This is a genomic window from Halomonas urumqiensis (assembly GCF_003028575.1).
GTDB lineage: Bacteria > Pseudomonadota > Gammaproteobacteria > Pseudomonadales > Halomonadaceae > Halomonas > Halomonas urumqiensis.
On sequence record NZ_PYUD01000001.1, the window covers coordinates 93271 to 114958 of the forward strand.

General features: G+C 64.0%; 17 protein-coding genes and 1 tRNA gene. 9 read left to right on the top strand and 9 right to left on the bottom strand.

Features of this window, described 5'->3' with window-relative positions; all coding sequences use genetic code 11:
- Positions 1-4 precede the first annotated feature (4 nt).
- The 3 genes from trhA to C6V82_RS00435 all read left to right on the top strand — a co-directional run bounded on the left by trhA (position 5) and on the right by C6V82_RS00435 (position 4225).
- A complete protein-coding gene (gene trhA, locus C6V82_RS00425) occupies positions 5-685 on the top strand; it encodes a PAQR family membrane homeostasis protein TrhA (RefSeq protein ID WP_102586861.1) in 681 nt (226 codons plus the stop codon).
- Between the two features lie 199 nt (positions 686-884).
- Positions 885-2276 carry a uracil-xanthine permease family protein gene (locus C6V82_RS00430; protein ID WP_102586860.1) on the top strand — a complete coding sequence of 464 codons (1392 nt, stop codon included), beginning with the start codon at positions 885-887 and terminating at the stop codon, positions 2274-2276.
- A gap of 83 nt (positions 2277-2359) precedes the next feature.
- The gene (locus C6V82_RS00435) at positions 2360-4225 is read left to right on the top strand and encodes an ABC transporter ATP-binding protein (RefSeq protein WP_102586859.1); all 1866 of its coding nucleotides are present in this window, start codon (positions 2360-2362) and stop codon (positions 4223-4225) included.
- A gap of 51 nt (positions 4226-4276) precedes the next feature.
- Here the strand turns inward: C6V82_RS00435 and C6V82_RS00440 are convergent, their stop codons facing one another.
- Positions 4277-5026 (bottom strand): NAD(P)H-dependent oxidoreductase, encoded by a 750-nt coding sequence (locus C6V82_RS00440; protein ID WP_102586858.1) that lies wholly within the window; start codon positions 5024-5026, stop codon positions 4277-4279.
- Positions 5027-5113: 87 nt separating this feature from the next.
- On the opposite strand from C6V82_RS00440, the gene C6V82_RS00445 reads away from it, so the two are divergent.
- Both C6V82_RS00445 and C6V82_RS00450 read left to right on the top strand, forming a co-directional pair.
- Positions 5114-5989, top strand: a complete 876-nt coding sequence (locus tag C6V82_RS00445; protein WP_102586958.1) for a LysR family transcriptional regulator — start codon at positions 5114-5116, stop codon at positions 5987-5989.
- A 93-nt stretch (positions 5990-6082) separates the two neighbouring features.
- On the top strand, positions 6083-7090 hold the full coding sequence (locus tag C6V82_RS00450) for a zinc-dependent alcohol dehydrogenase family protein (RefSeq protein ID WP_102586857.1): 1008 nt from the start codon (positions 6083-6085) through the stop codon (positions 7088-7090).
- 52 nt (positions 7091-7142) lie between these two features.
- On the opposite strand, the gene nfo is transcribed toward C6V82_RS00450, so the two are convergent.
- Together nfo and C6V82_RS00460 are read right to left on the bottom strand one after the other, a co-directional pair.
- Positions 7143-7988 (bottom strand): deoxyribonuclease IV, encoded by an 846-nt coding sequence (gene nfo, locus C6V82_RS00455; RefSeq protein WP_102586856.1) that lies wholly within the window; start codon positions 7986-7988, stop codon positions 7143-7145.
- A gap of 58 nt (positions 7989-8046) precedes the next feature.
- Positions 8047-9327 carry an MgtC/SapB family protein gene (locus tag C6V82_RS00460; protein ID WP_102586855.1) on the bottom strand — a complete coding sequence of 427 codons (1281 nt, stop codon included), beginning with the start codon at positions 9325-9327 and terminating at the stop codon, positions 8047-8049.
- Positions 9328-9617: 290 nt separating this feature from the next.
- Here C6V82_RS00460 and C6V82_RS00465 point away from each other — a divergent pair, with 290 nt between their 5' ends.
- Positions 9618-10076, top strand: coding sequence for a LexA family protein (locus C6V82_RS00465; protein ID WP_180978215.1), 459 nt, complete (start codon positions 9618-9620; stop codon positions 10074-10076).
- The gene (locus tag C6V82_RS00470) at positions 10073-11350 is read left to right on the top strand and encodes a Y-family DNA polymerase (RefSeq protein ID WP_102586854.1); all 1278 of its coding nucleotides are present in this window, start codon (positions 10073-10075) and stop codon (positions 11348-11350) included. Before C6V82_RS00465 ends, C6V82_RS00470 begins: the two co-directional genes overlap by 4 nt.
- A 48-nt stretch (positions 11351-11398) precedes the next feature.
- Here the strand turns inward: C6V82_RS00470 and C6V82_RS00475 are convergent.
- From C6V82_RS00475 to C6V82_RS00485, 4 genes are all read right to left on the bottom strand, one after another.
- Positions 11399-11474: transfer RNA gene (locus tag C6V82_RS00475), tRNA-Thr, on the bottom strand.
- 187 nt (positions 11475-11661) lie between these two features.
- Positions 11662-11832, bottom strand: coding sequence for a hypothetical protein (locus C6V82_RS18065; protein WP_180978214.1), 171 nt, complete (start codon positions 11830-11832; stop codon positions 11662-11664).
- Positions 11833-11837: 5 nt separating this feature from the next.
- A complete protein-coding gene (locus tag C6V82_RS00480) occupies positions 11838-12554 on the bottom strand; it encodes a zeta toxin family protein (RefSeq protein WP_102586853.1) in 717 nt (238 codons plus the stop codon).
- A 134-nt stretch (positions 12555-12688) separates the two neighbouring features.
- Positions 12689-13507: an acyl-CoA thioesterase gene (locus C6V82_RS00485; RefSeq protein WP_102586852.1), complete on the bottom strand. Its 819-nt coding sequence runs from the start codon at positions 13505-13507 to the stop codon at positions 12689-12691.
- A 63-nt stretch (positions 13508-13570) separates the two neighbouring features.
- On the opposite strand from C6V82_RS00485, the gene tadA reads away from it, so the two are divergent.
- Entirely contained in the window at positions 13571-14044 is a 474-nt protein-coding gene (tadA, locus tag C6V82_RS00490; protein ID WP_102586956.1) for a tRNA adenosine(34) deaminase TadA, read from the top strand.
- Here tadA and C6V82_RS00495 read toward each other — a convergent pair.
- Together C6V82_RS00495 and mltF are read right to left on the bottom strand one after the other, a co-directional pair.
- Positions 14036-15997: a GGDEF domain-containing protein gene (locus C6V82_RS00495; RefSeq protein WP_102586851.1), complete on the bottom strand. Its 1962-nt coding sequence runs from the start codon at positions 15995-15997 to the stop codon at positions 14036-14038. The two genes, tadA and C6V82_RS00495, sit on opposite strands and share 9 nt — an antisense overlap.
- 9 nt (positions 15998-16006) lie before the next feature.
- The gene (mltF, locus tag C6V82_RS00500; RefSeq protein ID WP_102586850.1) at positions 16007-17470 is read right to left on the bottom strand and encodes a membrane-bound lytic murein transglycosylase MltF; all 1464 of its coding nucleotides are present in this window, start codon (positions 17468-17470) and stop codon (positions 16007-16009) included.
- A 169-nt stretch (positions 17471-17639) separates the two neighbouring features.
- On the opposite strand from mltF, the gene purL reads away from it, so the two are divergent.
- On the top strand, positions 17640-21608 hold the full coding sequence (gene purL / locus C6V82_RS00505) for a phosphoribosylformylglycinamidine synthase (RefSeq protein WP_102586849.1): 3969 nt from the start codon (positions 17640-17642) through the stop codon (positions 21606-21608).
- Positions 21609-21688: the final 80 nt, after the last annotated feature.

A 21688-nucleotide genomic window follows, 5' to 3' on the forward strand; every position in this document is an offset into this window, starting at 1 on the left:
TCGTATGGGGCAATCAGCAGAAGACAAGGACTACCAGGGACTTCCCGCTGTCAGCCGTCATCAGACCCGCGGGGAAGAAACCGCCAATGCCGTGAGCCACGGGCTCGGGGTGTTGGCGGCCCTTGCGGGCACGCCGTTTCTGATCGGCAGTGCCATGCGCCATGGCGATGCGCTGTTCGTGGCCGGGGTGAGCCTGTTCGCGCTGACGGCGATTCTGCTCTATTTCGCCTCGGCGCTCTATCATGCCCTGCCCAGGGGGCGCCTCAAGCATGTCTTTCGGGTGATCGAGCATTCGGCGATCTATCTGCTTATCGCCGGTTCCTATACCCCATTCACGCTGGGCGTGCTGAGAGGCGCCATGGGGTGGTCATTGCTGGTGGCGGTATGGGGCCTGGCGACCTTGGGCGTGGCGCAGAAGACGCTGGGCAAGGTCTCGCATCCCTGGGTCTCGACGGGGCTCTATCTGGCCATGGGCTGGTTGATCGTGGTGGCGCTGGTGCCGCTGGTCGACCGCATGGCGATGGCCGGGTTGGTGTGGCTGGTGGCCGGAGGGCTGGCCTATACGGTAGGGGTGGTGTTCTTCATGCTCGATGAACGCCTGCGCTATGGCCATTTCGTCTGGCACCTGTTCGTGATGCTTGGCACCACCTGTCACTACTTCGCCATTCTCTGGTACGGGCGATGACCCCAAGCCCATCCGATTCCTGGCACTCCTTTCTTTTCTGGGCGTTCCTTTTTTTCCTCGGCGCTCCTTTCCAGAGAAGGAGGGATGCCAATGCGCTGGTGAGATAACTGTATACAGTTAAATGGCGTCAATTTAATGGGTGGATTGGCGAAAGTGTTGCTGCTATTTTGTATACATAAAAACAGCAGCGAGCGTATCGATGAGCACACCACAACACAGCCAATCCGTCTTCGATTTCCAGGGTCGGCCGCCACTGGCCAAGGCCTTGCCCCTTTCCTTGCAACACATCCTGGCGATGATCATGGGCACGGTGACCGTGCCGATCATCGTGGTGGGCGCGGTGGGCGGAAGCCTGGCCGAGCAGATGCTGCTGATCCAGGTTTCGCTGATCGCCGCTGGCATCTCCACGCTGGTTCAGCTCTATGGAGTGGGCCGCTTCGGTGCCAGGTTGCCGGCGATCTTCGGGGTGGGCTTCGCCTATGTGCCGACACTGGTGGCCGTGGGCGGCCAGTATGGTCTCGGTGGCATCCTGGGTGCCCAGGTCATCGGCGGGTTCACGATGATCCTGGTGGGCCTTTTCATCACGCGTATCCGCCACCTGTTTCCCCCGGTGGTGGCTGGTATCGTGGTGCTGGTGATCGGGCTTTCGCTCTACGATATCGCCATTCACTACATGTCCGGCGGTATCGGTGAGAGCGACTATGGCAGCCCACTCAACTGGATGGTGGCGCTTGTCACCCTGGTCACGGTACTCGCCGTCTCGCAGTTCGGTCGCGGCTTCGTGAAGCTGGCGGCGATCATCTGCGGCATCGCGGTGGGCTATGTGTTGTCACTGGGGCTTGGCATGGTCGACTTCACCCCGGTGCATGAGGCCGGCTGGTTCAGTGCTCCGCGTGTCATGCCCTTCGCGCTGGAATTCCACCCCGCGGCGGTCCTGTCGGTGGTGATCATCTGCGTGGTCAATTCGGTGCAGACGATCGGTGATCTCTCCGCCACCACGGTCGGCGGCATGAACCGCGAACCCACCACGCGCGAACTGTTCGGTGGCTTGCTGGGCAATGGCGCGACCACCGCGATTGGTTCGCTGTTCGGCGCCATGCCAACCTCGTCCTACAGCCAGAACGTCGGCATCGTGGCGATGACCAAGGTCATCAGCCGCTACGTATTGGCACTGGCGGCGCTGTTCATGCTGGTCGCCGGGTTCATGCCCAAGTTCGGCGCCTTGATGACCACCATCCCTTATCCCGTGCTCGGTGGCGCTACCATCACGGTGTTCGGCATGATCACCATGACCGGTATCCAGTTGATCACCAAGGACGAGATGTCGTCGCGCAACATGACCATCGCCAGCCTTTCGCTGGCCCTGGCGATGGGCATCTACGCGGCACCCGAGTCGATCGAGGCATTCCCCGAGATGCTGCAACTGGTGGTGGGCGGCTCCCCCATTGTGGTCGCCGCATTGGTGGCCTTCAGTCTCAACCTGGTGTTGCCACGCCGTTCACTGGCCGACGAGGCCGCCGAGCGCGAGCGGTTGGCGCAACGTATGAACCACACGAACGCCGCCACGGATGCCGAGCCACGCGTGACCTGAGTTCACCGATAAGCCACGCTTGGCGATGATGGTGAGATACTATGCGTCTTTCTTCTCGCCCAGCGTGTCATCGGTGATCCGTCATGTTCCGCTTCTTCGAAAATCTGGTGAACCCCTATCCGTCAGGCGAGCCCGAGACGCCGCCGAAGGGGCTGGTGCCGTTCATCCTGCACTTCTCGCGCCCGGTGTTGCCGCTGCTGGTGGTGATGTCGCTGCTCACCGCGCTGGTGTCGGCCACCGAGGTGGTGTTCTTCCACTACATGGGACAACTGGTCGACTGGCTGGCGGATGCCCAGCGTGAGGGGTTTCTCGCCGAGTATGGCTGGCGGCTGGCCGGCATGGCGGCGCTGGTGGTGGTGGCACTGCCATTGTTGACCCTGTTGCAGTCGCTGCTTACCCACCAGAGCATCTTCGGCAACTACCCGATGATCGGGCGCTGGCTGTCGCACCGCCATATGCTCGGCCAGAGCATGGCGTTCTTTCAGGACGAATTTGCCGGACGCGTTTCCCAGAAGGTGATGCAGACGGCGCTGGCGATTCGCGAGACAGTGACCAAGCTGATGGACTTGATGGTCTACGTCATGGTCTATCTCGCTGGCGCCCTGCTGTTGATGGGCCAGGCCGAGCCATGGTTGATGTTGCCGCTTGTGCTGTGGCTTGCCGGCTACATCGCACTAATGTGGGTGTTTGTGCCACGCCTGCGCCGGGTTTCCATGGCCCAGGCCGATGCCCGGGCACGCATGACCGGGCGCATCGTCGACAGCTACAGCAATATCCAGACCATCAAGCTGTTCGCCGATACCCAGCGCGAGCAGGCCTATGCGCGCGATGCAATGGAAGGGTTCATGGTCACCGTACATCGCCAGATGCGCCTGGCCACGCTGCTGTCCTTCTGCCTGACGCTGCTCAACTCGCTGCTGCTGGCCGGGGTCGCGGCCATGGCGGTCGGCGCCTGGTATTTCGAGGCGGTGTCGCTTGGGGTGATTGCGGTGGCCATCGCGCTGGTGATGCGCATTCGCTTCATGTCCAACTGGATTCTCTGGGAGGTGGCGAGTCTGTTCGAGAACATCGGTACCGTGCAGGACGGCATCAACACCATCGCGCGTGAACCGGCGGTCAAGGATCGCCCTCATGCGGGTGAACTCAACGTGCCGCATGGCGAGATCCGCTTAGAGGCGCTGCGATTCGGCTATGGCGCGGTGGATGGCGAGGGTGCCGCGGTGTTCGACGGTCTCGACCTGACCATTCGTCCCGGTGAGAAAGTCGGCCTGATAGGGCGCTCCGGGGCCGGCAAGTCGACGCTTGCCAACCTGCTGCTGCGCTTCTACGACCTGCAGGGTGGGCGGATCATCATCGACGGCCAGGACATCGCCGAGGTCACCCAGGCGTCGTTGCGTCGGCAGATTGGCATGGTGACCCAGGACACCTCGCTGCTGCATCGCTCGGTGCGCGAGAACATCCGCTACGGCACGCCGGAGGCAAGCGAAGCCGAGGTGCTTGAGGCGGTGCGCCAGGCTCATGCCGACAGCTTCATCGATGAGTTGGTCGATCTCGAGGGACGACGCGGGCTCGACGCCCATGTCGGTGAACGTGGCGTCAAGCTTTCCGGTGGCCAGCGTCAGCGCATCGCCATCGCCCGAGTGCTGCTCAAGAATGCGCCGATCCTGGTGCTGGACGAGGCGACCTCGGCGCTGGATTCCGAGGTGGAAGCGGCGATCCAGGAGCAGCTCTACACCCTGATGGAAGGCAAGTCGGTGATCGCCATCGCCCACCGGCTCTCGACCATCGCCATGCTCGACCGGTTGGTGGTGATCGATGAAGGCCGCATCGTCGAAAGCGGCACCCACCAGGAACTGCTGGCGCATGATGGTCTCTACGCCGCTCTGTGGCGCCGCCAGTCCGGCGGTTTCATCGGGGTCGAGCTCGAGGAAGAAACCGCACTTGAGTGACTGGCTGCAAGTTAGAGGGGCGCGCCGGGTAGCCCGGCCCTGCAAAAGGGGTTACACCCGCCAGGCAAGCGGGTGTTCACTCTGCAGTACGCCGTGTTCGTCCCAATCCCGCCAGCCGCTGAAGGGAATCGGCCTGGCATCCTCGAGGCGCGTCAGGCGCTCCGCCCAGGCCTGCTTGGCACATTCGAGGTGCTCGCGAAACTCACTTTCGGCCTGATAACTGAGTCCACCGCCCTGCACGCCGTACACCACCTGCGGTGCCAACACCTCCATGCCCAGGTAGTAGAGAGAGCAGTGCGTTGGCCACATCAGTGTCGCCATGTCACCGCCACGCCCGTGGCGGGTAAACGCTGTCGCCGGCGAGCCGGTGGTCACCGAGCAGATCGCCCGCTTGCCCGCCAGGTGTCCCCTGTCATAGCGCATGCTGCCGGAGTAGAGCCCGCCGTAGACCATGACCCGATCGAACCAGCCCTTGAGCATGGCCGGCAGACCGTGCCACCACAGCGGAAACTGCAGGATCACCAGGTCGGCGCGCTCTAGCCGCGCGATCTCTCGCTTCACGTCCGCGGGCAGGGCGGTGCATTCGAAGGCATGGCGCTGCTCGGTGAGTGGAAAGAAGGTGTTGGGCTCGACCCGTTCGGCATAGTGCGTCGGCCCTTCCACCGGATCGAATCGCTCGGCGTAGAGGTCCGAGACCTCCACGCGATGGCCCAGGCGCTCGAGCGATTGCACCGCGATCTCCTTCATGGCGCCATTGAAGGAGCGGGGTTCGGGATGGCAGAACACGATCAGTACATTCATGGTCGGTGACTCCTGTGCAGGGGGTAGAGGGAGGCTATGCTGTTCATTCATGATCGAACATTCCCATTTTTCGAAAGTGGACTTTGCATGAATGAACAGGCAATGCAGTGGGACGACCTGAGGGTGATCCTGGCGATCGCCTCGGCCGGCTCCTTGGCGGGGGCCGCGCGTTACATGGGCACCAGTCACGCGACGCTGTTTCGGCGACTCAATGGCATCGAGGCGCGGCTTGGGGTCAGGCTGTTCGAGCGTTCACGAACGGGCTATGCCGCTACGGCGGCTGGAGAGGAACTGGCGGCAGCGGCTCGGCGGGTCGAAGCGGAAGTGCTGGGCGCCGAACGGCGGGTGGTGGGACGCGACCTGCGCCTGTCCGGGGTGGTGCGCGTCACGACGACCGATACCCTGCTGATGGGGCTGGTGTCGCCGGTATTCGCGGCATTTCAGCGAGCACAGCCCGATATCACGCTGGAAGTGGCGGTCTCCAACCAGCTGTTCAATCTCTCCCAGCGCGATGCCGATGTCGCCCTGCGGCCGTCGCGCTCGCCACCGGAGCATCTGGTCGGCCGCCGGGTCGGGTGCATTGCCCAGGCGGTCTATGCGCGTGCCGATGCTGGCGGTGATGCCTGGGTAGGGCCGGACCGCCATCTAGGCTATGCGGCGCTGGATGCGTGGATGGCCGATAACGGCGCCAACGAGCGCTGCCGCTATCGCGTCGACACCCTGATGGGGATGCACGCCGCGGTCCGCGATGGGCTCGGGCGGACGGTGCTGCCGTGCTACCTCGGCGATGACGACTCGCTGCTGACCCGCCTGGGCGAGCCTATCCCCGAGCTTGCCACCGACCTGTGGCTGCTGACCCATCCCGATCTGCGCCGGGTGGCACGCATTCGCGCCTTTCTGGCGTTCGTTGCCGAGGCGCTGGCAGGGCGAGGGCGGCAACTGACCGGCGGCAACACCGGTTAGCGCACCGCGCCAGCGCCTGCCACACTGGGTGTCGCTCGACCCGCGATAGGCGAGCGACGATGACGATTCACATCCATGAGGAAGGAGTAGGCAATGCAGGTCGTGACTCTGAGCAGCCCCGGCGGGCTGGATCAGTTGGCAGTCGTCGAGCGGGAGGCGCCCGGCGAGCCGGGGCCGGGTGAGATCCGCGTGCGCGTGCACGCAAGCTCGCTCAACTTCCACGATTATGGCGTGGTGTCCGGCAAGATGCCGACCGAGGAGGGGCGCATCCCCATGTCCGACGGGGCGGGGGTGGTCGAGGCGGTCGGCGAGGGCGTCACTGAGTTCGCGGTGGGCGATGCGGTGGTATCCACCTTCTTTCCCTACTGGCTCGACGGCCCGGCGCGAGTCGGCGATTTCAGGACCACCCCCGGCGACGGCGTGGACGGTTATGCTCGCGAGCGGGTGGTGCGCCCGGCCACCTGGTTCACCCTCGCACCCAGTGGCTACAGCCACGAAGAGGCCGCCACTCTCACCACCGCGGGGCTCACCGCCTGGCGTGCGCTGGTGGTGGATGGCAACCTCAAGGCGGGCGACACCGTGCTCACCCTGGGCACCGGTGGCGTCTCGATCTTCGCCCTGCAGTTCGCCAAGGCGATGGGCGCAAGGGTGATTTCCACCTCTTCATCCGATGCCAAGATCGAAAAGCTCAAGGAGCTCGGTGCCGACCACACCCTCAACTACAAGACCGAGCCGGAGTGGGGCAAGCGGGTCAAGGCGCTGACCGATGGTCAGGGCGTCGATCACGTGATCGAGGTCGGTGGCCCCGGTACCTTGCCGCAATCCATCGAGGCCGTGCGCATCGGCGGGCATATCTCGCTGATCGGGGTGCTGACGGGGCGCGGTGGCGAGGTTCCCACCGCCAAGCTGATGGCCAAGCAGGCGCGTCTGCAAGGGCTGATCGTCGGCAGCCGCACTCACCAGCAGGAGATGGTACGTGCCATCGAAGCCACAGGCGTGCGCCCGATCATCGACAGCACCTTCCCGCTTGCCGAGATCGCCGACGCCTTCCGCCATGAGGAAGCGGGCCGCCACTTCGGCAAGATCTGCCTTGCGTACTAGGTAGCGATGATGGTGCGCTATTCATTTTTGGAAATGCCTTGTGTAGGGGGCCTCAGCGCTGTTGCTGAGCACGCAGCCAGGCAATTTCATCGGCCCAGATCGCCGGTTCGATGGTCTCCAGCACCATGGGAATGTCGTCGATGCGGGGGTCGCGCATGAGGGTGGTGAAGGCGTCGAGGCCGATATTGCCCTGGCCCAGGCTATGGTGGCGATCGACGCGGCTGGCGAAGGCGCTCTTGGCGTCGTTGAGGTGCATGCCGCGCAGATACTCGAAGCCGACCACCTTGCCGAGCTCATCGAGGGTGGCGGTGCAGGCCTCCGGCGTACGCAGGTCGTAACCGGCGGCGAAGGCGTGGCAGGTGTCGATGCACACGCCGACCCGCGTTTTATCATCGACCTGCTCGATGATCTCGGCCAGATGCTCGAAGCGCCAGCCCAGGTTGGTGCCCTGGCCGGCGGTGTTCTCGATCACCGCGGTGACGCCGCGGGTCTCGGCCAGGGCGTGATTGATCGAGTCGGCGATACGGGTCAGGCACTCTCGCTCGCTGATCTTCTTGAGATGGCTGCCCGGATGGAAGTTGAGCAGGCCAAGGCCTAGCTGTTCGCAGCGCTGCATCTCGTCGAGGAAAGCGGCGCGGGATTTCTCGAGCCCCGCCGTGTCGGGATGGCCCAGGTTGATCAGGTAGCTGTCGTGGGGAAGGATCTGCCCCGGTCCGAAGCCATGTGTCCGGCAGGCGCCGCGGAAGGCCTCAATGGCCTCGTCGGTGAGTGGCTTGGCCTTCCACTGGCGCTGGTTCTTGGTGAACAGGGCGAAGGCGTCGGCGCCGATCTCCACGGCGCGCAGCACCGCCTGATCCGGGCCGCCGGCGGCACTGACATGGGCGCCGAGGTATTTCATGCGAGCTCCTTGTAACGCATGGCCAAAAGGTTCCTACGATAGCATCGTGGATGTGGCCTCACATCCACCAGGCCACACCCAGCCCCGTGACCAGCGAGAGCACCATCGGCAAGCCGACCTGCCAGCCCAGATGGCGGTTGCCGAAACCGGCGGCAAGGCCAGTCTTGACCAGGTTGTTCACCGAGGCGGCGATGATGATGCCGAGCACCGCCGTGGACATGTCGAGGTTGCCCCGCGACATGCGGTTGAGCGACAGGGTGATGGCATCCACGTCGGCGACCCCGGAGGAAGCCGCCAGCAGGTAGATGCCGGTATCGCCCATCGCGCCCCGCAGCCATTCGCCCAGCACCATGATGATCGCCAGCAACGCGCCCAGCAGCAGGGCCGTTCGCAGCTCCAGCGGGTTCTGGGTCAACACCGGCTTCTTGACCTGGGATGCCCGATGGTGGCGCCACCACAGGCGCAGCGCCGGCACGTAGAGCAGCAACGCCATCAGCCCCACCGGCAACAGCAGGCCTGGCAGCAGCGCCGGGTTGATCACGGCCGTATACAGCAGGATGCGTGGGAACATGGTGCCGCAGGCCAGCAGGATGCCAGCGGCGAGCAGCGGGCCAAGGGCGGGGGCATGGCGAGACTGGCGGGCGAAATGCAGGGTCAGCGCGGTGGACGAGCTGAGCCCGGCGAACAGCCCAGTGAACAGGATGCCCTTTTCGGTGCCGCCGACGCGAATGGCGAAATAGCCGATGAAGGAGATCGAGGCGATCATCACCACCATCCACCAGATCTGGTAAGGGTTGAGCACGTTGCCGGGGCCGACCCCCTGGTCGGGCAGCAGAGGCAGCATGACCACGCTGATCAACAACAGCTTCAGCCCGGCATCGAGCTCGTGAGCCTGCAGCTTGCCCAGCAGGCCATGGATCTCGTGCTTGTTGTCGAGGATCACCGCGGTGACCACCGCCAGTGCCGTGGCCAGTGCCATGTCCACGGCGACCGCGACGGCACCGAAGCAGAAGGTCAGCAGCAGCCCGATCAACCCGGTGATGCTGTAATCGTGGCTGACCCTGACCCGCGCCTGCCAGGCCACCAGGGCGATGATGGCCACGGCAAGGAAGAGTAGCGGGAAGGCCCAGCTTGCCAGTGCGTCGCTGAGCAGCGCGCTGATGCCGCCGAGCAGCCCCACCAGGGCATGGGTGCGAATCCCGGCGATGCGTTCGCCTGATTTCTGCTCGCGGGCCACCCAGCCGCGCTCGATGCCGATCAATGCACCCAGCAGCAGTGCTACCGCCAGCTGGATGGCGGTCTGGTTGGTGGTGATGAAATGGTTGGCGACATCGTCCATGGCACCTCCTTAACGAGAATCTCTCCTCAAGGGAAACGCTGAACAAATCGGCGAGCGAGATGAAGCGCAAGGCGCACGGAGCACAGGAACCGGAGCATATGGGGTATATGTGAGGATTCCGCGCACCGCGCAACGCAGCGATTCGCTCGCGTAGGCATTTGTGTAGTGTTTCCCCAAGCATGGCACGCCTGTCGCTGATCTACCGACCGATGCATTTGCCAAGTGAGGCATTCTGCTGAATACTGTATTTAAATACAGTTTTTGAATGCGGCATATCGCGGGAGGAGCCCATGTCATTCGCTGCAGCGCCGTCGCTTTGCCTCCTAGGCCGAGCCAGCTCAGAGGGCCATGCGGTTGCCTTGCCGTTGATGGGGTGTCGGGTGCGCGCCGGATTTCCGAGTCCGGCGGATGATCATCTGGAGGCCGAGATCGATCTGCATGCCCATGTGGTGAAGCGCCCGGCGGCGACGTACTTCGTGCGCGCCGAGGGCGATTCCATGGTGGGGGATGGCATCCACCACGGCGACCTTCTGGTAGTGGATCGAAGTCTGGAGCCGTTGCCTGGCCGGGTGGTGATCGTTGCCCTGGAGGGCGAGCCCACCGTCAAGCGGCTGGCGCATCGCGAAGGGGGCGTCTACCTGGTGGCCAGCAACCCGCGCTTCGCACCGATTCCGCTGGCGGGCCGGGAGTGCGAGGTGTGGGGAGTGGTGACCCACGTGGTGCATGCGCTGGGGGGAGCAGCGCAATGATTGCGCTGGTCGATGGCAACAACTTCTACGTGAGTTGCGAGCGGGTCTTCGATCCGCGCCTGGAAGGGCGGCCGGTGGGCGTGCTGTCCAACAATGATGGCTGCGTGGTGGCGCGCTCCCAGGAGTTGAAGGCGCTGGGCGTAGCCATGGGAGCTCCCCTGCACCTGCTGCCGCCGGGCATCCGCCGCCAGGCGGTGCTGCTTTCCAGCAACTATGCGCTCTATGGCGATATGAGCCGCCGGGTCAACCTGGTGCTCGCCGAGTTCTCGCCGGATGTGGAGTTCTACTCCATCGACGAGAGCTTCGTGGGCCTCGAGGGCTTTCCCGAACACGAGCTCGAGGCGCATTGCCGGCGGTTGCGCGAGACGGTGCGGCGCTGGACGGGTATTCCCGTGGGGGTTGGTGTGGCACCGACCCGGGTGCTGGCCAAGGTGGCCAACCACCTGGCCAAGCGCGAACCGGCCTTCGAGGGCGTGTGCCTCCTCGATGCCGATGGCCCGGTGACTCGCCGGGTACTCGAACGCTGGCCGGTGACCGAGCTGTGGGGGGTGGCGAGGCGCTCCGGCGAGCGGCTGGCGCTGATGGGCATCGATACGGCATGGCAACTGCGCGAGGCTAACCCCCAATGGGTACGCAGCCGCTTCTCGGTGGTCATGGAGCGGCTGGTCTGGGAGCTGCGGGGTCGCGCGTCGATCACCCTCGACGACATGGATGCGCCACGCCAGCGCATCCTGGTATCACGCTCCTTCGGCCGCCTGACCGGCGAGTTCCGCGACCTGCAGGAGGCGGTTCGCCAGCACATGGGCCGGGCGGGGGAGAAGCTGCGACGCCAGGGCAGCCTGGCAAGGGCGGTCCAGGTGTTCGTGCGTACCAACCCGTTTCAGACGAGCGAGCCACAGTACCGCAACGCCGTGGTGGTCGCATTGCCTGGCCCAAGCGCCGATAACCGCGTACTGCTCGAGGCCGCGGGCCGTGGGCTGGCGGCGATCTACCGCAAGGGGTATCGCTACCAGAAGTGCGGGGTGATGTTGCTCGATCTGGTCGACAGCCAGTGCCATCAGCTGTCGCTGCTGGAGGGCTCCGGGCAGGCTGTCGAGCGCGACCGCAGCCAACGGCTGATGGCGACGCTGGACCGCCTCAACCGTGACATGGGGCGTGACACCGTGCGCTTCGGCCTGCCACGCAAGGACAATGCCTGGGCCTTGCGATGCCAGCGGCGTACTCCGCGCTATACCACCCACTGGCAGGAACTGATGCGGGTGCGCACCGGCTGAATGTACCGATGACATGGCGGCAATGTGCCGGGGCTGCCATGCTCTCGATGGTGCCGGTGAGCGGATTCGAACCGCTGACCTGCGCATTACGAATGCGCTGCTCTGCCTACTGAGCTACACCGGCATGGGCGGGAACCACCTTGATGATACGAAGCGCAGCCCCTGTTTGCCTAGGCGCTCGGGTTATCACGCCTTCGTCTGTCGGCCCCGGGGCGTGGGCTCATGTCTCCTGGCGCTGTAGGTGATCGGCCAAGCCATGTACGAAAAACCCGCCTCTGTGGGCGGGTCGGTCATCAAGGGAGGGAGCTCGGTCAGCAGTGCTGGCGCTCTACCTCTACGCGCTTGATCACGTCGTTCTGGCGCTCGATGGCCTTGGTAAGAACCTTGCCGTAGATGCGCTTTTTCTCTCGTGAGGATGCTGTTCGCATAAAATCAGAGAAAGCGGTGGTATCGGCTTTTGGTTTTTTAGAGAGTCCGAACATGGTGGTCACCTGTGGGGGATGAGGTCCCTGAGCAGGGACTGCCGAGTGTACTTTTCGGGAAGATGCCCGTCAATCCGGTCGATGTTCGTCCTTGATGATTTCACACTGTTGTCATTGTTCTTGATCAAAAGGTCAATATGGACTTGCTTTTTGAACTCTCGCTTCAGTGCGTTCACTACCCGGCGTGACTCAAAGTACTGATCTACAAAACTTTCTAGCGGAATCCGTCGACCCTCCAAGCATTCTCTTGCCTGGACAAATTGCCATGCCAGCTTCGGTTCCTGGTAGACATACAGTACTTGAACAAAGCGCCCACGACTGGTGGATCGTTCCACGTTCCTTTTTGCAATTTCGTAGTTCGCCAAGGTGCCGTCAAGCACAAAACTTTGCTTTTGCTCCAGTGCCAGGTCATGCATCTTGTCCACGAGGATGGAAACGGCATGCTGGAATAGCCAGGAGTTGCCCCCGGTGTAGCCGGGCAACTCACCTCTGAGCTCGTCAGGATCGATCCGCAGTACCTTCAATCCTGCTTTTTCGCGAAAGGTTTCCAGCAGGGCTAATGACGATTCGGTTTTTCCGGCTCCAGGCGAGCCGGCCATGAAGACCGAAACCGGCAATTTCTCTCGAGGGTATACCGATTTGTCGGTCAGCCGTTTGGCAATGGCCTTTTTGTGTCGGCGGGCATGCTGAATAGCGGCTTCGCGTACCTCTTCATCCGTCATGCCCCCTCCCTGTTCGTTCCGCCTTCAGATAGCACTTCCCACCAGAACGCCTAGCCGATGATACGAAGCGCAGCCCCTGTTTGCCTAGGCGCTCGGGTGATCACGCGTTCGTCTGTCGGCCCCGGGGCGTGGGCTCATGTCTCCTGAGTCAGCCTCGCCAGCCCTTCCTGGGCGGTGGAGGCGACCAGACGACCATCACGGTCATAGAGGCTGCCGCGCGTGAAACCGCGGGCACCGCCGGCCCATGGGCTGTCCATGTCGTAGAATAGCCAGTCGTTGATCTTGAGGTCGTGATGGAACCACAGGGCATGGTCGAGGCTCGCCATGCGCAGTGCCGGGTCGCGAAAGTGCAGGCCATGGGGCACCAGGCAGGTGGTCAGCAGGTTGAAGTCCGAGCTGTAGGCGAGCAGGTAGCGGTGCAGGGCCGGGTCGTCGGGCAGTTCGCCGGCCAGGCGGAACCACAGCCGCTTGCGTGCCGGTTGGCCGGGCTCGGCGTCATCCCCGACCCGCAGGAACTCGATGGGATGTCCGGGGAACCTCTCCAGTTGCGCGGTGTTGCCTGCAAGATGCTCGGGGCTGGGAACATCCGGCATCGCCGGTTGGTGCGAGAGGCCCGCTTCACTGACATGAAAGGACGCGCTGCAGAAGAAGATCGGGCGCCCCTTCTGGATGGCGGTGACCCGGCGGGTGGTGAAGCTGCCGCCATCACGCACGGCATCGACCTGATAGACTACCGGGCGTAGCGGGTCGCCAGGACGCAGGAAGTAGCCATGCAGCGAGTGCACCTGGCGCGCCGGGTCGACGGTCTGGCTGGCGGCGGATAGCGCCTGGCCGAGTACCTGGCCACCGAACAGTTGGGGCAGGCCGAGGTCCTGGCTTGCGCCACGGAACAGGTTCTCCTCGAGGGGCTCCAGGGCCAGCAGGCCGACCAGGTCGTTCAGGGCAGTCGTCATCTTGAGAAGCTCTCCTGGCTAACAGACAGTCGTTTCACTCGATTCTACAGGGAGTCGATGGCATTGCGCAGTGATGAGTATTACATGCATCGGGCGCTCGACCAGGCCCGCGAAGGGCTGGCGGCGGGCGAGGTGCCGGTAGGTGCGGTGGTGGTCGATGCCAAAGGCGAGATCGTCGGTTACGGTTTCAATGCCCCGGTGGCTGGCCATGACCCGAGCGCCCATGCTGAAATTCGCGCGTTACGCGATGCCGGCGGACGGCTTGGCAACTATCGGTTGGATGGCTGTACGCTCTATGTGACCCTGGAGCCGTGCCTGATGTGCACCGGTGCGATCATCCATGCCCGTCTGGCGCGGCTGGTCTATGGCGCCGCCGAACCCCACTCGGGTATGGTGGAATCGAAGGCCAACCTGTTCGCCCAGCCCTGGTATAACCACCGTGTCGAGGTGCTGGGCGGGGTGCTGGCGGGCCGTGCCTCGCAATTGCTCAAGGCGTTCTTCGCCGACCGAAGGGAGGCCAGGGGCGGGTCAGATTGACATGCCGGCAAGCACCACCTGGTTACGACCGGCCGACTTGGCGGCATACAGCGCCTCATCGGCGGCGCGCAGCAGCGCATCGGTCTGCAATGGGCCAGTGACCTGGGTGGCGACACCGGCGCTGATGGTCAGGGGGGTACCATCCGCGTGGGTTAGCCCCAACCCTTCCACGGCCTGGCGCAGGGATTCCGCCACGCGGCTGGCCTGCTGGTGGTCATGACACGGCAGGCAGGCGACGAATTCTTCCCCCCCGAAACGAGCGAACAGTCCACCGGCGCGCTCCACTACCTTGCGTCCACACTTGGCAATATCGGTCAGGTGGCGATCCCCCTCCAGGTGGCCAAGCTGGTCATTGAGCCGCTTGAAGTGGTCGATATCACATAACAACAGGCTCAATGGGCGCTGGTCGGCATGGCGTTCCAGAGCCTTCATGAAGGTACGTCGATTGGGCAGGCTGGTGAGCTCGTCGTGGCCGGCAAGCCACTCGATCTCCTGCTGCAGGCGGGTTCTTTCACGCACTTCGGTACGCAATTCGCGGTTGGAGCGGGTGACTGAATGGTGCTGGGTGATCATCTGGTGATGGGCAAAAAGCGCCAGATAGAGCAGCGTCGCCAACACCAGGCCAATGGCCAGACTGACCACCGGCAGGCGTGGCAACTGGCCGAGCAACTGAGCCAGAGTTGGTTGAGTGATCAGCGCCAGGGTTTCGCTTTCAAGCGCCAAGGACGTCTCGTATTGCCAGGGACCCAGGCGCGAGGTGGCTGGCTGATGGGCGATGAGTTCCTGTCCTGCGCGAAGTGTCAGTGCAAGCTCATCCGGAGAGGTTCGTGTGAACAGCGTGTCGGCGAGTACCGGCAGGCTTACCACCATGGCGACGGCGGCAGCTGGCTGTTCGGTATCTGCGTGGAAGATCGGCAAATAATGAATGATCCCGGGCACACCCTGAAGCAGGGTGATGATATCGGTGCGGCCCTCGCGCCCTTCTTCCAAGGCCGCCCGAACCGCGGGGCGACCGGCGGGCTGGTCGTCGTAGAGTCGGCTGCCGATGATCCCACGATTCACTGCATTGAGCGGGTGGGCATGCAGGATACGGCTGTCCGCATCGATGTAGGCGATGTTGAGGAAGTAGCGAAAATCCTGTTGATAGGGAGCGGCTTGACGTTGCCACTGGGCGGCGTTGGGCGGGGTATCGGTGAGTCGCCAGATATGGGTGAAGCGGCGCATGGCCGCCAGGTGCTCATCGATCTCGCGCGATAGCTGTTCCGCCATGCGTTGGCCCTGCTGTTGCGTCTGGGTCCGCAACTCACGCTCGCTCAGGGTCATCTGCTGGTGCCAGAACAGGATAGTCAGCAGCGTCAGCGCCAGGCTCGGCCAAAGCGCCCGCTGTATGCTGGGGCGGGTGACCCTCCAGCCTACCGACACACGGGCAAGCTGTGCCACCAGCAGCAGCCAAAGTACCGCTTGTTCGAGGGGCGCGCCGGCCAGTGGCAGTAACGTTGGCCGAGTGTTCCACCCAATCAGTTGCACGACCAGCAGCATGCCGGTCATTCCCAGCAGCAGCGGCGCGCCGAGGCTTGCGCGAGTCCGCACCAGCAGGCTGAGGCACAGCGTGCCGAGGCACAGTGTGATCAGCAGCGGAGGGCGCCAGTCGACCAGCAGGCTGCCAGGAGAGAGGTAGTCCGCGAGCCTGTCGAGGCTGGCATGCGCAAGCCAGTACTCGGGAATCAGGTGGCTTGCCAGGCACAGCCCGAGAATCAGCAGGATGGGCATCAGCATCAGGCGTGCCAGCCGTGGTCGATGTTCATGCCAGGCGAGCTGGGCAAGGCTAGCGGCGAGTATCGGCAGAGTGCCGGGCAGGGAGCTTGTTGATGCCACGGAGGAAGTGGTCATGACCAGGCTCAGAAGAGCCAGCAGCAGGGCCAGACGATCGATATGCGTGACGCGAGGCATCATGCAAACGCCTTAAAGGTTCGGCGGAATGATCTGGAACACATCACTCTCTTCCATGTCGGGCAAGCGGGCATTGAGCTGGTGGAACTGCTGCTGGGTACGATCGACGTAGGTCAGTATCTCGTGATAGCGGCGGATATTGCGCACGTAGATCACGGGTTCCCCGCCGCGTGCATAGCCGTGACGGGTTTGACTGTGCCACTCGCTCTCCTGGAGCAGTGGCAGCGACTCGCGTACATCGGACCAGAGATTCGGGTTGCCGCCGCGTATCTCGGTGATGTGGCGTGCGTCGTAAAGATGCCCGAGTCCTACATTGTAGGCTGCCATGGCCATGTACAAGCGATCTTCTCCAGTTATCGACTCGGGAAGCCGATCCTTTAGGTGACGCAGGTAGCGGGCGCCACCATCGATGCTCTGGGACGGATCCAGCCGGTCATCGACACCCAGTTCACCGGCGGTGGGCAAGGTCAGCATCATCAGGCCCCGCACCCCGGTCGGCGAGGTGGCCTCGGGGTCCCAGTGCGATTCCTGATAGCCAAGCGCCGCCAGCAGCTTCCAGTCGAAGCCCGAATCGCGGGCGGCCTGACGAAACAGCTCGGTATAGTCGGGTAGGCGATGGTGGGCATGCTGGATGAAGGTGCGGGCCCCGACATACTCCAGGTAGTCGTCGTGGCCGAAGTAGCTCGCCACCAGTTGGTCGAGCTCGCCGCTGCCGAGCATGTCGGCGAGAAAGCGATTGGCCTCGTTGAGCAACCCAAGCCCGCCTCCGGACGGTAAGGCCCAGGCCATGGACAGCGGCTTGCCAAGCACGAAGCCCCGCTCCACGCCAGGAAAGAACAGCCGATTGAGGCGAAACTGGTGGTCATAGAGCACCGCGGCATCGAGATTGCCATCCTCGACCCGGCGCAACAGTTCGGCGGCTTCGATGCCACTGGCTTCCTGCCAACTGAGTTCGGGGCGTTCGGCCTGCAGCTCGCGCAGCACGCGGTCTGTGCCGGCACCCCTCAGTGTGCCTATGCTGAGAGACTCGAGATCGTCCAGTTCCTCCACCGGGGGAAGGCCGCGGCGATAGACCAGCAGTGGCTGCAGCTCGAGGATTGGCCGGCTGAAGATCACCCCGGGGGTATCTGGCTGCAGTGGCAGGGCCGCGGCGCCCAGGTCGCCTGAGTGGCGCACCGCATCGAGTACCTCGTCGATCTGGTGGTCGGCATCGAGGTTCAGGCCGACCCCAAGATGGTCGGCGAAACGATGCATCAGCTCGTACTCGAAGCCAGTGGGGCCCTGGCGTCCTTCGTAGTAGGTCATGGGGGCGTTGCGGGTGTGCACGGTGAGGAATTCACGTGCCAGCACGCCTTCGAGATGTTCCCCATCGGGTGTGTCGAAGCCGCTGGGTAGCAGGCTCAGCAGCAGCGTGGCGGCCAGGCATGAATAGCCGCGCCAGTGATGCCGCAGGTGGTCGATGGCGGGTGCAGGCATTCGTCGAGAGCAAGGCAGGATGGCATCACACCATAAGCCAGTTGGCGGTGGGCTGTCATCCGTGCGATTTCTCGCCTCGATTTCTTCCGCCCCAGGCTTTCCAGTATCATGTGCCCTCGTTGCCGCTGGCCGCGGCCCCCGAACTTTCCTGCTTCAGAGGTTCCAAGACATGCTCGAACTGCGAGGCGCGCCCGCCCTATCCGCCTTCCGTCATGACAAGCTATTGGCCGAGCTGCGCGACTCCGTTGCCGACATCGACTCCCTGCATGCCCATTTCGTGCATTTCATCGACCATGACGGTGAGCTGTCCGACGACGACCTGTCGGTGCTGAAGCAGTTGCTGGATTATGGCGCAAGAGACGAGGCGAGCGGTGCGCAGACGGCCATGCCTCGGGAAGGCCAGCTGTTCCTGGTGGTGCCGCGCATCGGCACCCAGTCGCCGTGGTCTTCCAAGGCCACCGATATCGCCCATAACTGCGGCCTGGCCGGCATTCGTCGTATCGAACGGGGCATCGCCTATCGGGTCAAGCTCAAGGGGATGCTCTCCGAGAAAGCCTTCAAGCGCATCATTGCCGGCCTGCATGATCGCATGACCGAGACGGTACTTGCCGACGCCTCCGACGCGGCCAGGCTGTTCGCCCACCACGCACCGGCACCGCTCGGCAGCGTCGATATCCTCGAGGGTGGCCGCGAGGCGCTCGCCACCGCCAATGTCGAACTGGGCCTGGCGCTGGCCGACGACGAGATCGACTACCTGCTCGAGGCCTTCCAGGGGTTGGGGCGCAACCCGACGGACGTCGAGCTGATGATGTTCGCCCAGGCCAACTCCGAGCACTGCCGCCACAAGATCTTCAATGCCGACTGGGTGATCGATGGCGAGGCGCAGACGCATTCGCTGTTCAAGATGATCAAGAACACCTACCAGGCGTCGCCCGGAGGCATTCTTTCCGCCTACAGCGACAACGCGGCGGTGATCGAGGGCAGCGAGGCCGGGCGTTTCTTCCCCACGCCGTTGACCGGCAAGGCGGACGAGAAGGCGGTGTACGGCACGTCTCAAGAACCGATCCAGATCCTTATGAAGGTGGAGACACATAACCACCCCACGGCGATTGCCCCTCATCCCGGCGCGGCCACCGGTGCGGGTGGCGAGATTCGCGATGAGGGAGCCACGGGTATCGGCGGCAAGCCCAAGGCTGGCCTGACCGGCTTCAGCGTCTCCAACCTGCGCATTCCCGAGTTCGTGCAGCCCTGGGAGGCCTTCGACTATGGCAAGCCCGAGCGTATGCAGTCGGCGCTGGCCATCATGCTCGAGGGGCCGATCGGTGGGGCGGCGTTCAACAATGAATTCGGCCGGCCCAACCTGGCCGGCTATTTCCGCACCTATGAGCAGGATGCGCTCGGGGCCAACGGCATCGAGCGGCGTGGCTTCCACAAGCCCATCATGCTCGCCGGCGGATATGGCAATATCCGCGACGGCCACGTGCAGAAAGGCGTGATTCCGGTGGGCGGCAAGCTGATCGTGATGGGTGGGCCGGCGATGTTGATCGGGCTGGGCGGCGGGGCGGCCTCGAGCATGGCGTCAGGTGTCTCGAGTGCCGATCTGGACTTCGCTTCCGTGCAGCGCGATAACCCCGAGATCGAGCGTCGCGCCCAGGAGGTCATCGACCGTTGTTGGGCGATGGGCGAGGCCAACCCGATCCGCTTTTTCCATGATGTCGGCGCTGGGGGCCTGTCCAACGCCCTGCCGGAACTGGTCAAGGATGGCGAGCGCGGCGGGCGCTTCGACCTGCGTGCGGTGCCCAATGCCGAACCCGGCATGAGCCCGCTGGAAATCTGGTGCAACGAGGCTCAGGAGCGCTACGTGCTGGCGGTGGCGCCTGAGGATCTCGACACCTTCGAGGCTTTGTGTCGGCGCGAGCGCTGCCCCTACGCGGTGGTCGGCGAAGCCACCGAAGCCCATCATCTCGAAGTGCGCGATGGCCACTTCGAGGCTCAGTCCATCAACACCAGGCCGGTCGACCTGCCGATGAGCGTGCTGTTCGGCAAGCCACCCAGGATGCAGCGTGAGTTCGAGCGCCAGGACAACGTGCTGTCCGGGATGATGCTCGATAATCTCGATCTGCGTGAGGCCATGGAGCGGGTGCTGCGCCTGCCCACCGTCGCCTCCAAGAGTTTTCTGATCACCATCGGTGACCGCTCGATCACCGGTCAGGTGGCCCGTGACCAGATGGTAGGGCCCTGGCAGGTGCCGGTGGCCGATGTGGCCGTGACGACAGCGAGCTTCGACACCCATGCCGGTGAAGCCATGGCCATGGGTGAGCGCCCGCCGGTGGCGCTGATCGACCCGGCGGCCAGCGCCAGGCTCGCCGTGGCCGAGGCCATCACCAACCTGGCGGCGGCGTCCATCGACAAGCTCGAGAACATCAAGCTTTCCGCCAACTGGATGAGTGCCGCCGACCATCCCGGCGAGAACCAGGCGTTGTACGACGCCGTTCATGCCGTTGGCATGGAATTGTGCCCGGCGCTGGGTGTGGCCATTCCGGTGGGCAAGGATTCGATGTCGATGCGCACTTCCTGGCAGGCGAACAACGCCGATGGCACCAAGACAGAAGACAAGAGCGTCACCTCGCCGCTGTCGCTGGTGATCACCGGCTTCGCTCCGGTGCGTGATGCCATGCGCACCCTGACACCCGAGATCAATCTCGAACAGGATGAATCGGATCTGATTCTGATCGACCTGGGAGCCGGCCATAACCGCCTGGGGGGCTCGGCGCTGGCGCAGGTCTATGGCCAGGTCGGCAATGCGTGCCCGGATCTCGACGACCCCGAGGACCTCAAGGCTTTCTTCGCGGTCATCCAGGGGCTGAATGCCGAAGGCAAGCTCTTGGCCTATCACGACCGCAGCGATGGCGGCCTGCTGGTGACGCTGCTGGAGATGGCGTTTGCCGCCCACGCGGGCCTCGAGATCAAGCTCGACTGGCTGGTGGACGAGCCCGCCGAGGCGGTGGACGCGCTGTTCGCCGAAGAGCTTGGGGCGGTGATCCAGGTCAATCGCCTGCACACCGAAGAGGTGCTGGCGCAGTTCGCCGCCGCCGGGATCGAGACATGCGGGGTCATCGCCCGCCCGCGCTACGACGACCAGGTGCGTGTCACCCTGTTCGAAGAGCCGCTGCTCGAAACCACCCGGCTACTGGCCCAACGCACCTGGGCCGAGACCAGCTACCGACTGCAGGCGCTGCGCGACAACCCCGAGTGCGCCAAGAGCGAATTCGACAACCTGCTGGATGATCGCGACCCGGGGCTTTCGGCGACGCCGACCTTCGATGTCGACGAGGATATCGCCGCCCCCTTCATCCACCAGGCACGCCCGGCGGTGGCGGTGCTGCGTGAGCAGGGCGTGAATGGCCAGCTGGAAATGGCCTGGGCCTTCGATCGTGCCGGTTTCGAGGCGGTCGACGTACACATGAGCGATATCCTCGAAGGCCGGGTAACGCTGGATGCCTTCAAGGGTCTGGTGGCCTGCGGTGGCTTCTCCTATGGCGACGTACTGGGCGCCGGCGGGGGTTGGGCAAAATCAGTGTTGTTCAATACGCGGGCTCGCGAGCAGTTCGAGGCGTTCTTCACCCGTGAAGACAGCTTTTCGCTTGGCGTGTGCAACGGTTGCCAGATGCTCGCCCAGTTGCGTGAGCTGATCCCCGGTACCGCCGACTGGCCGCGCTTCGTGCGCAATGAATCCGAGCAGTTCGAAGCGCGCGTGGCCATGGTACAGGTCGAGGAAAGCCCGTCGATCCTGCTCTCGGGCATGCAAGGTTCGCGGCTGCCGATCGCCGTGGCCCACGGCGAGGGGCGCGCCGAGTTCCGCGACAGTGGTCATCTTCGCAGCATGCAGGGTAGTGGCCAGATCGCCCTGCGCTACGTGGACAACCATGGCCAGGTCACCACCCGTTACCCGGCCAATCCCAATGGCTCCCCCTCCGGCATTACCGGCCTGACGACCCCGGATGGCCGGGTAACGATCATGATGCCGCACCCCGAGCGTGTGGTGCGTGCGGTGACCAACTCCTGGCGTCCCGCCGAATGGCAGCGTGATGGGGCCTGGCTGCGGTTGTTCCGCAATGCGCGGGTGTGGCTGGGTTGATCGGCATCCGCTACCAACACGACAAGGCGGCCAAAAGGCCGCCTTGTCGTGGTGAATGCTGAGGTTCGGGGGCGCAGTCC

What these genes read in the sequence shown, in the direction of transcription:
- nfo (WP_102586856.1), bottom strand. Translation starts at nt 7,988, where the DNA reads ATGAAATACCTCGGCGCCCATGTCAGTGCCGCCGGCGGCCCGGATCAG.
- purL (WP_102586849.1), top strand. Translation starts at nt 17,640, where the DNA reads ATGCTCGAACTGCGAGGCGCGCCCGCCCTATCCGCCTTCCGTCATGAC.
- C6V82_RS00480 (WP_102586853.1), bottom strand. Translation starts at nt 12,554, where the DNA reads ATGACGGATGAAGAGGTACGCGAAGCCGCTATTCAGCATGCCCGCCGA.
- C6V82_RS00440 (WP_102586858.1), bottom strand. Translation starts at nt 5,026, where the DNA reads ATGAATGTACTGATCGTGTTCTGCCATCCCGAACCCCGCTCCTTCAAT.
- mltF (WP_102586850.1), bottom strand. Translation starts at nt 17,470, where the DNA reads ATGCCTGCACCCGCCATCGACCACCTGCGGCATCACTGGCGCGGCTAT.
- C6V82_RS00450 (WP_102586857.1), top strand. Translation starts at nt 6,083, where the DNA reads ATGCAGGTCGTGACTCTGAGCAGCCCCGGCGGGCTGGATCAGTTGGCA.
- C6V82_RS00495 (WP_102586851.1), bottom strand. Translation starts at nt 15,997, where the DNA reads ATGATGCCTCGCGTCACGCATATCGATCGTCTGGCCCTGCTGCTGGCT.
- C6V82_RS00485 (WP_102586852.1), bottom strand. Translation starts at nt 13,507, where the DNA reads ATGACGACTGCCCTGAACGACCTGGTCGGCCTGCTGGCCCTGGAGCCC.
- C6V82_RS00465 (WP_180978215.1), top strand. Translation starts at nt 9,618, where the DNA reads ATGTCATTCGCTGCAGCGCCGTCGCTTTGCCTCCTAGGCCGAGCCAGC.
- C6V82_RS18065 (WP_180978214.1), bottom strand. Translation starts at nt 11,832, where the DNA reads ATGTTCGGACTCTCTAAAAAACCAAAAGCCGATACCACCGCTTTCTCT.
- C6V82_RS00430 (WP_102586860.1), top strand. Translation starts at nt 885, where the DNA reads ATGAGCACACCACAACACAGCCAATCCGTCTTCGATTTCCAGGGTCGG.
- C6V82_RS00445 (WP_102586958.1), top strand. Translation starts at nt 5,114, where the DNA reads ATGAATGAACAGGCAATGCAGTGGGACGACCTGAGGGTGATCCTGGCG.
- trhA (WP_102586861.1), top strand. Translation starts at nt 5, where the DNA reads ATGGGGCAATCAGCAGAAGACAAGGACTACCAGGGACTTCCCGCTGTC.
- C6V82_RS00470 (WP_102586854.1), top strand. Translation starts at nt 10,073, where the DNA reads ATGATTGCGCTGGTCGATGGCAACAACTTCTACGTGAGTTGCGAGCGG.
- C6V82_RS00460 (WP_102586855.1), bottom strand. Translation starts at nt 9,327, where the DNA reads ATGGACGATGTCGCCAACCATTTCATCACCACCAACCAGACCGCCATC.
- C6V82_RS00435 (WP_102586859.1), top strand. Translation starts at nt 2,360, where the DNA reads ATGTTCCGCTTCTTCGAAAATCTGGTGAACCCCTATCCGTCAGGCGAG.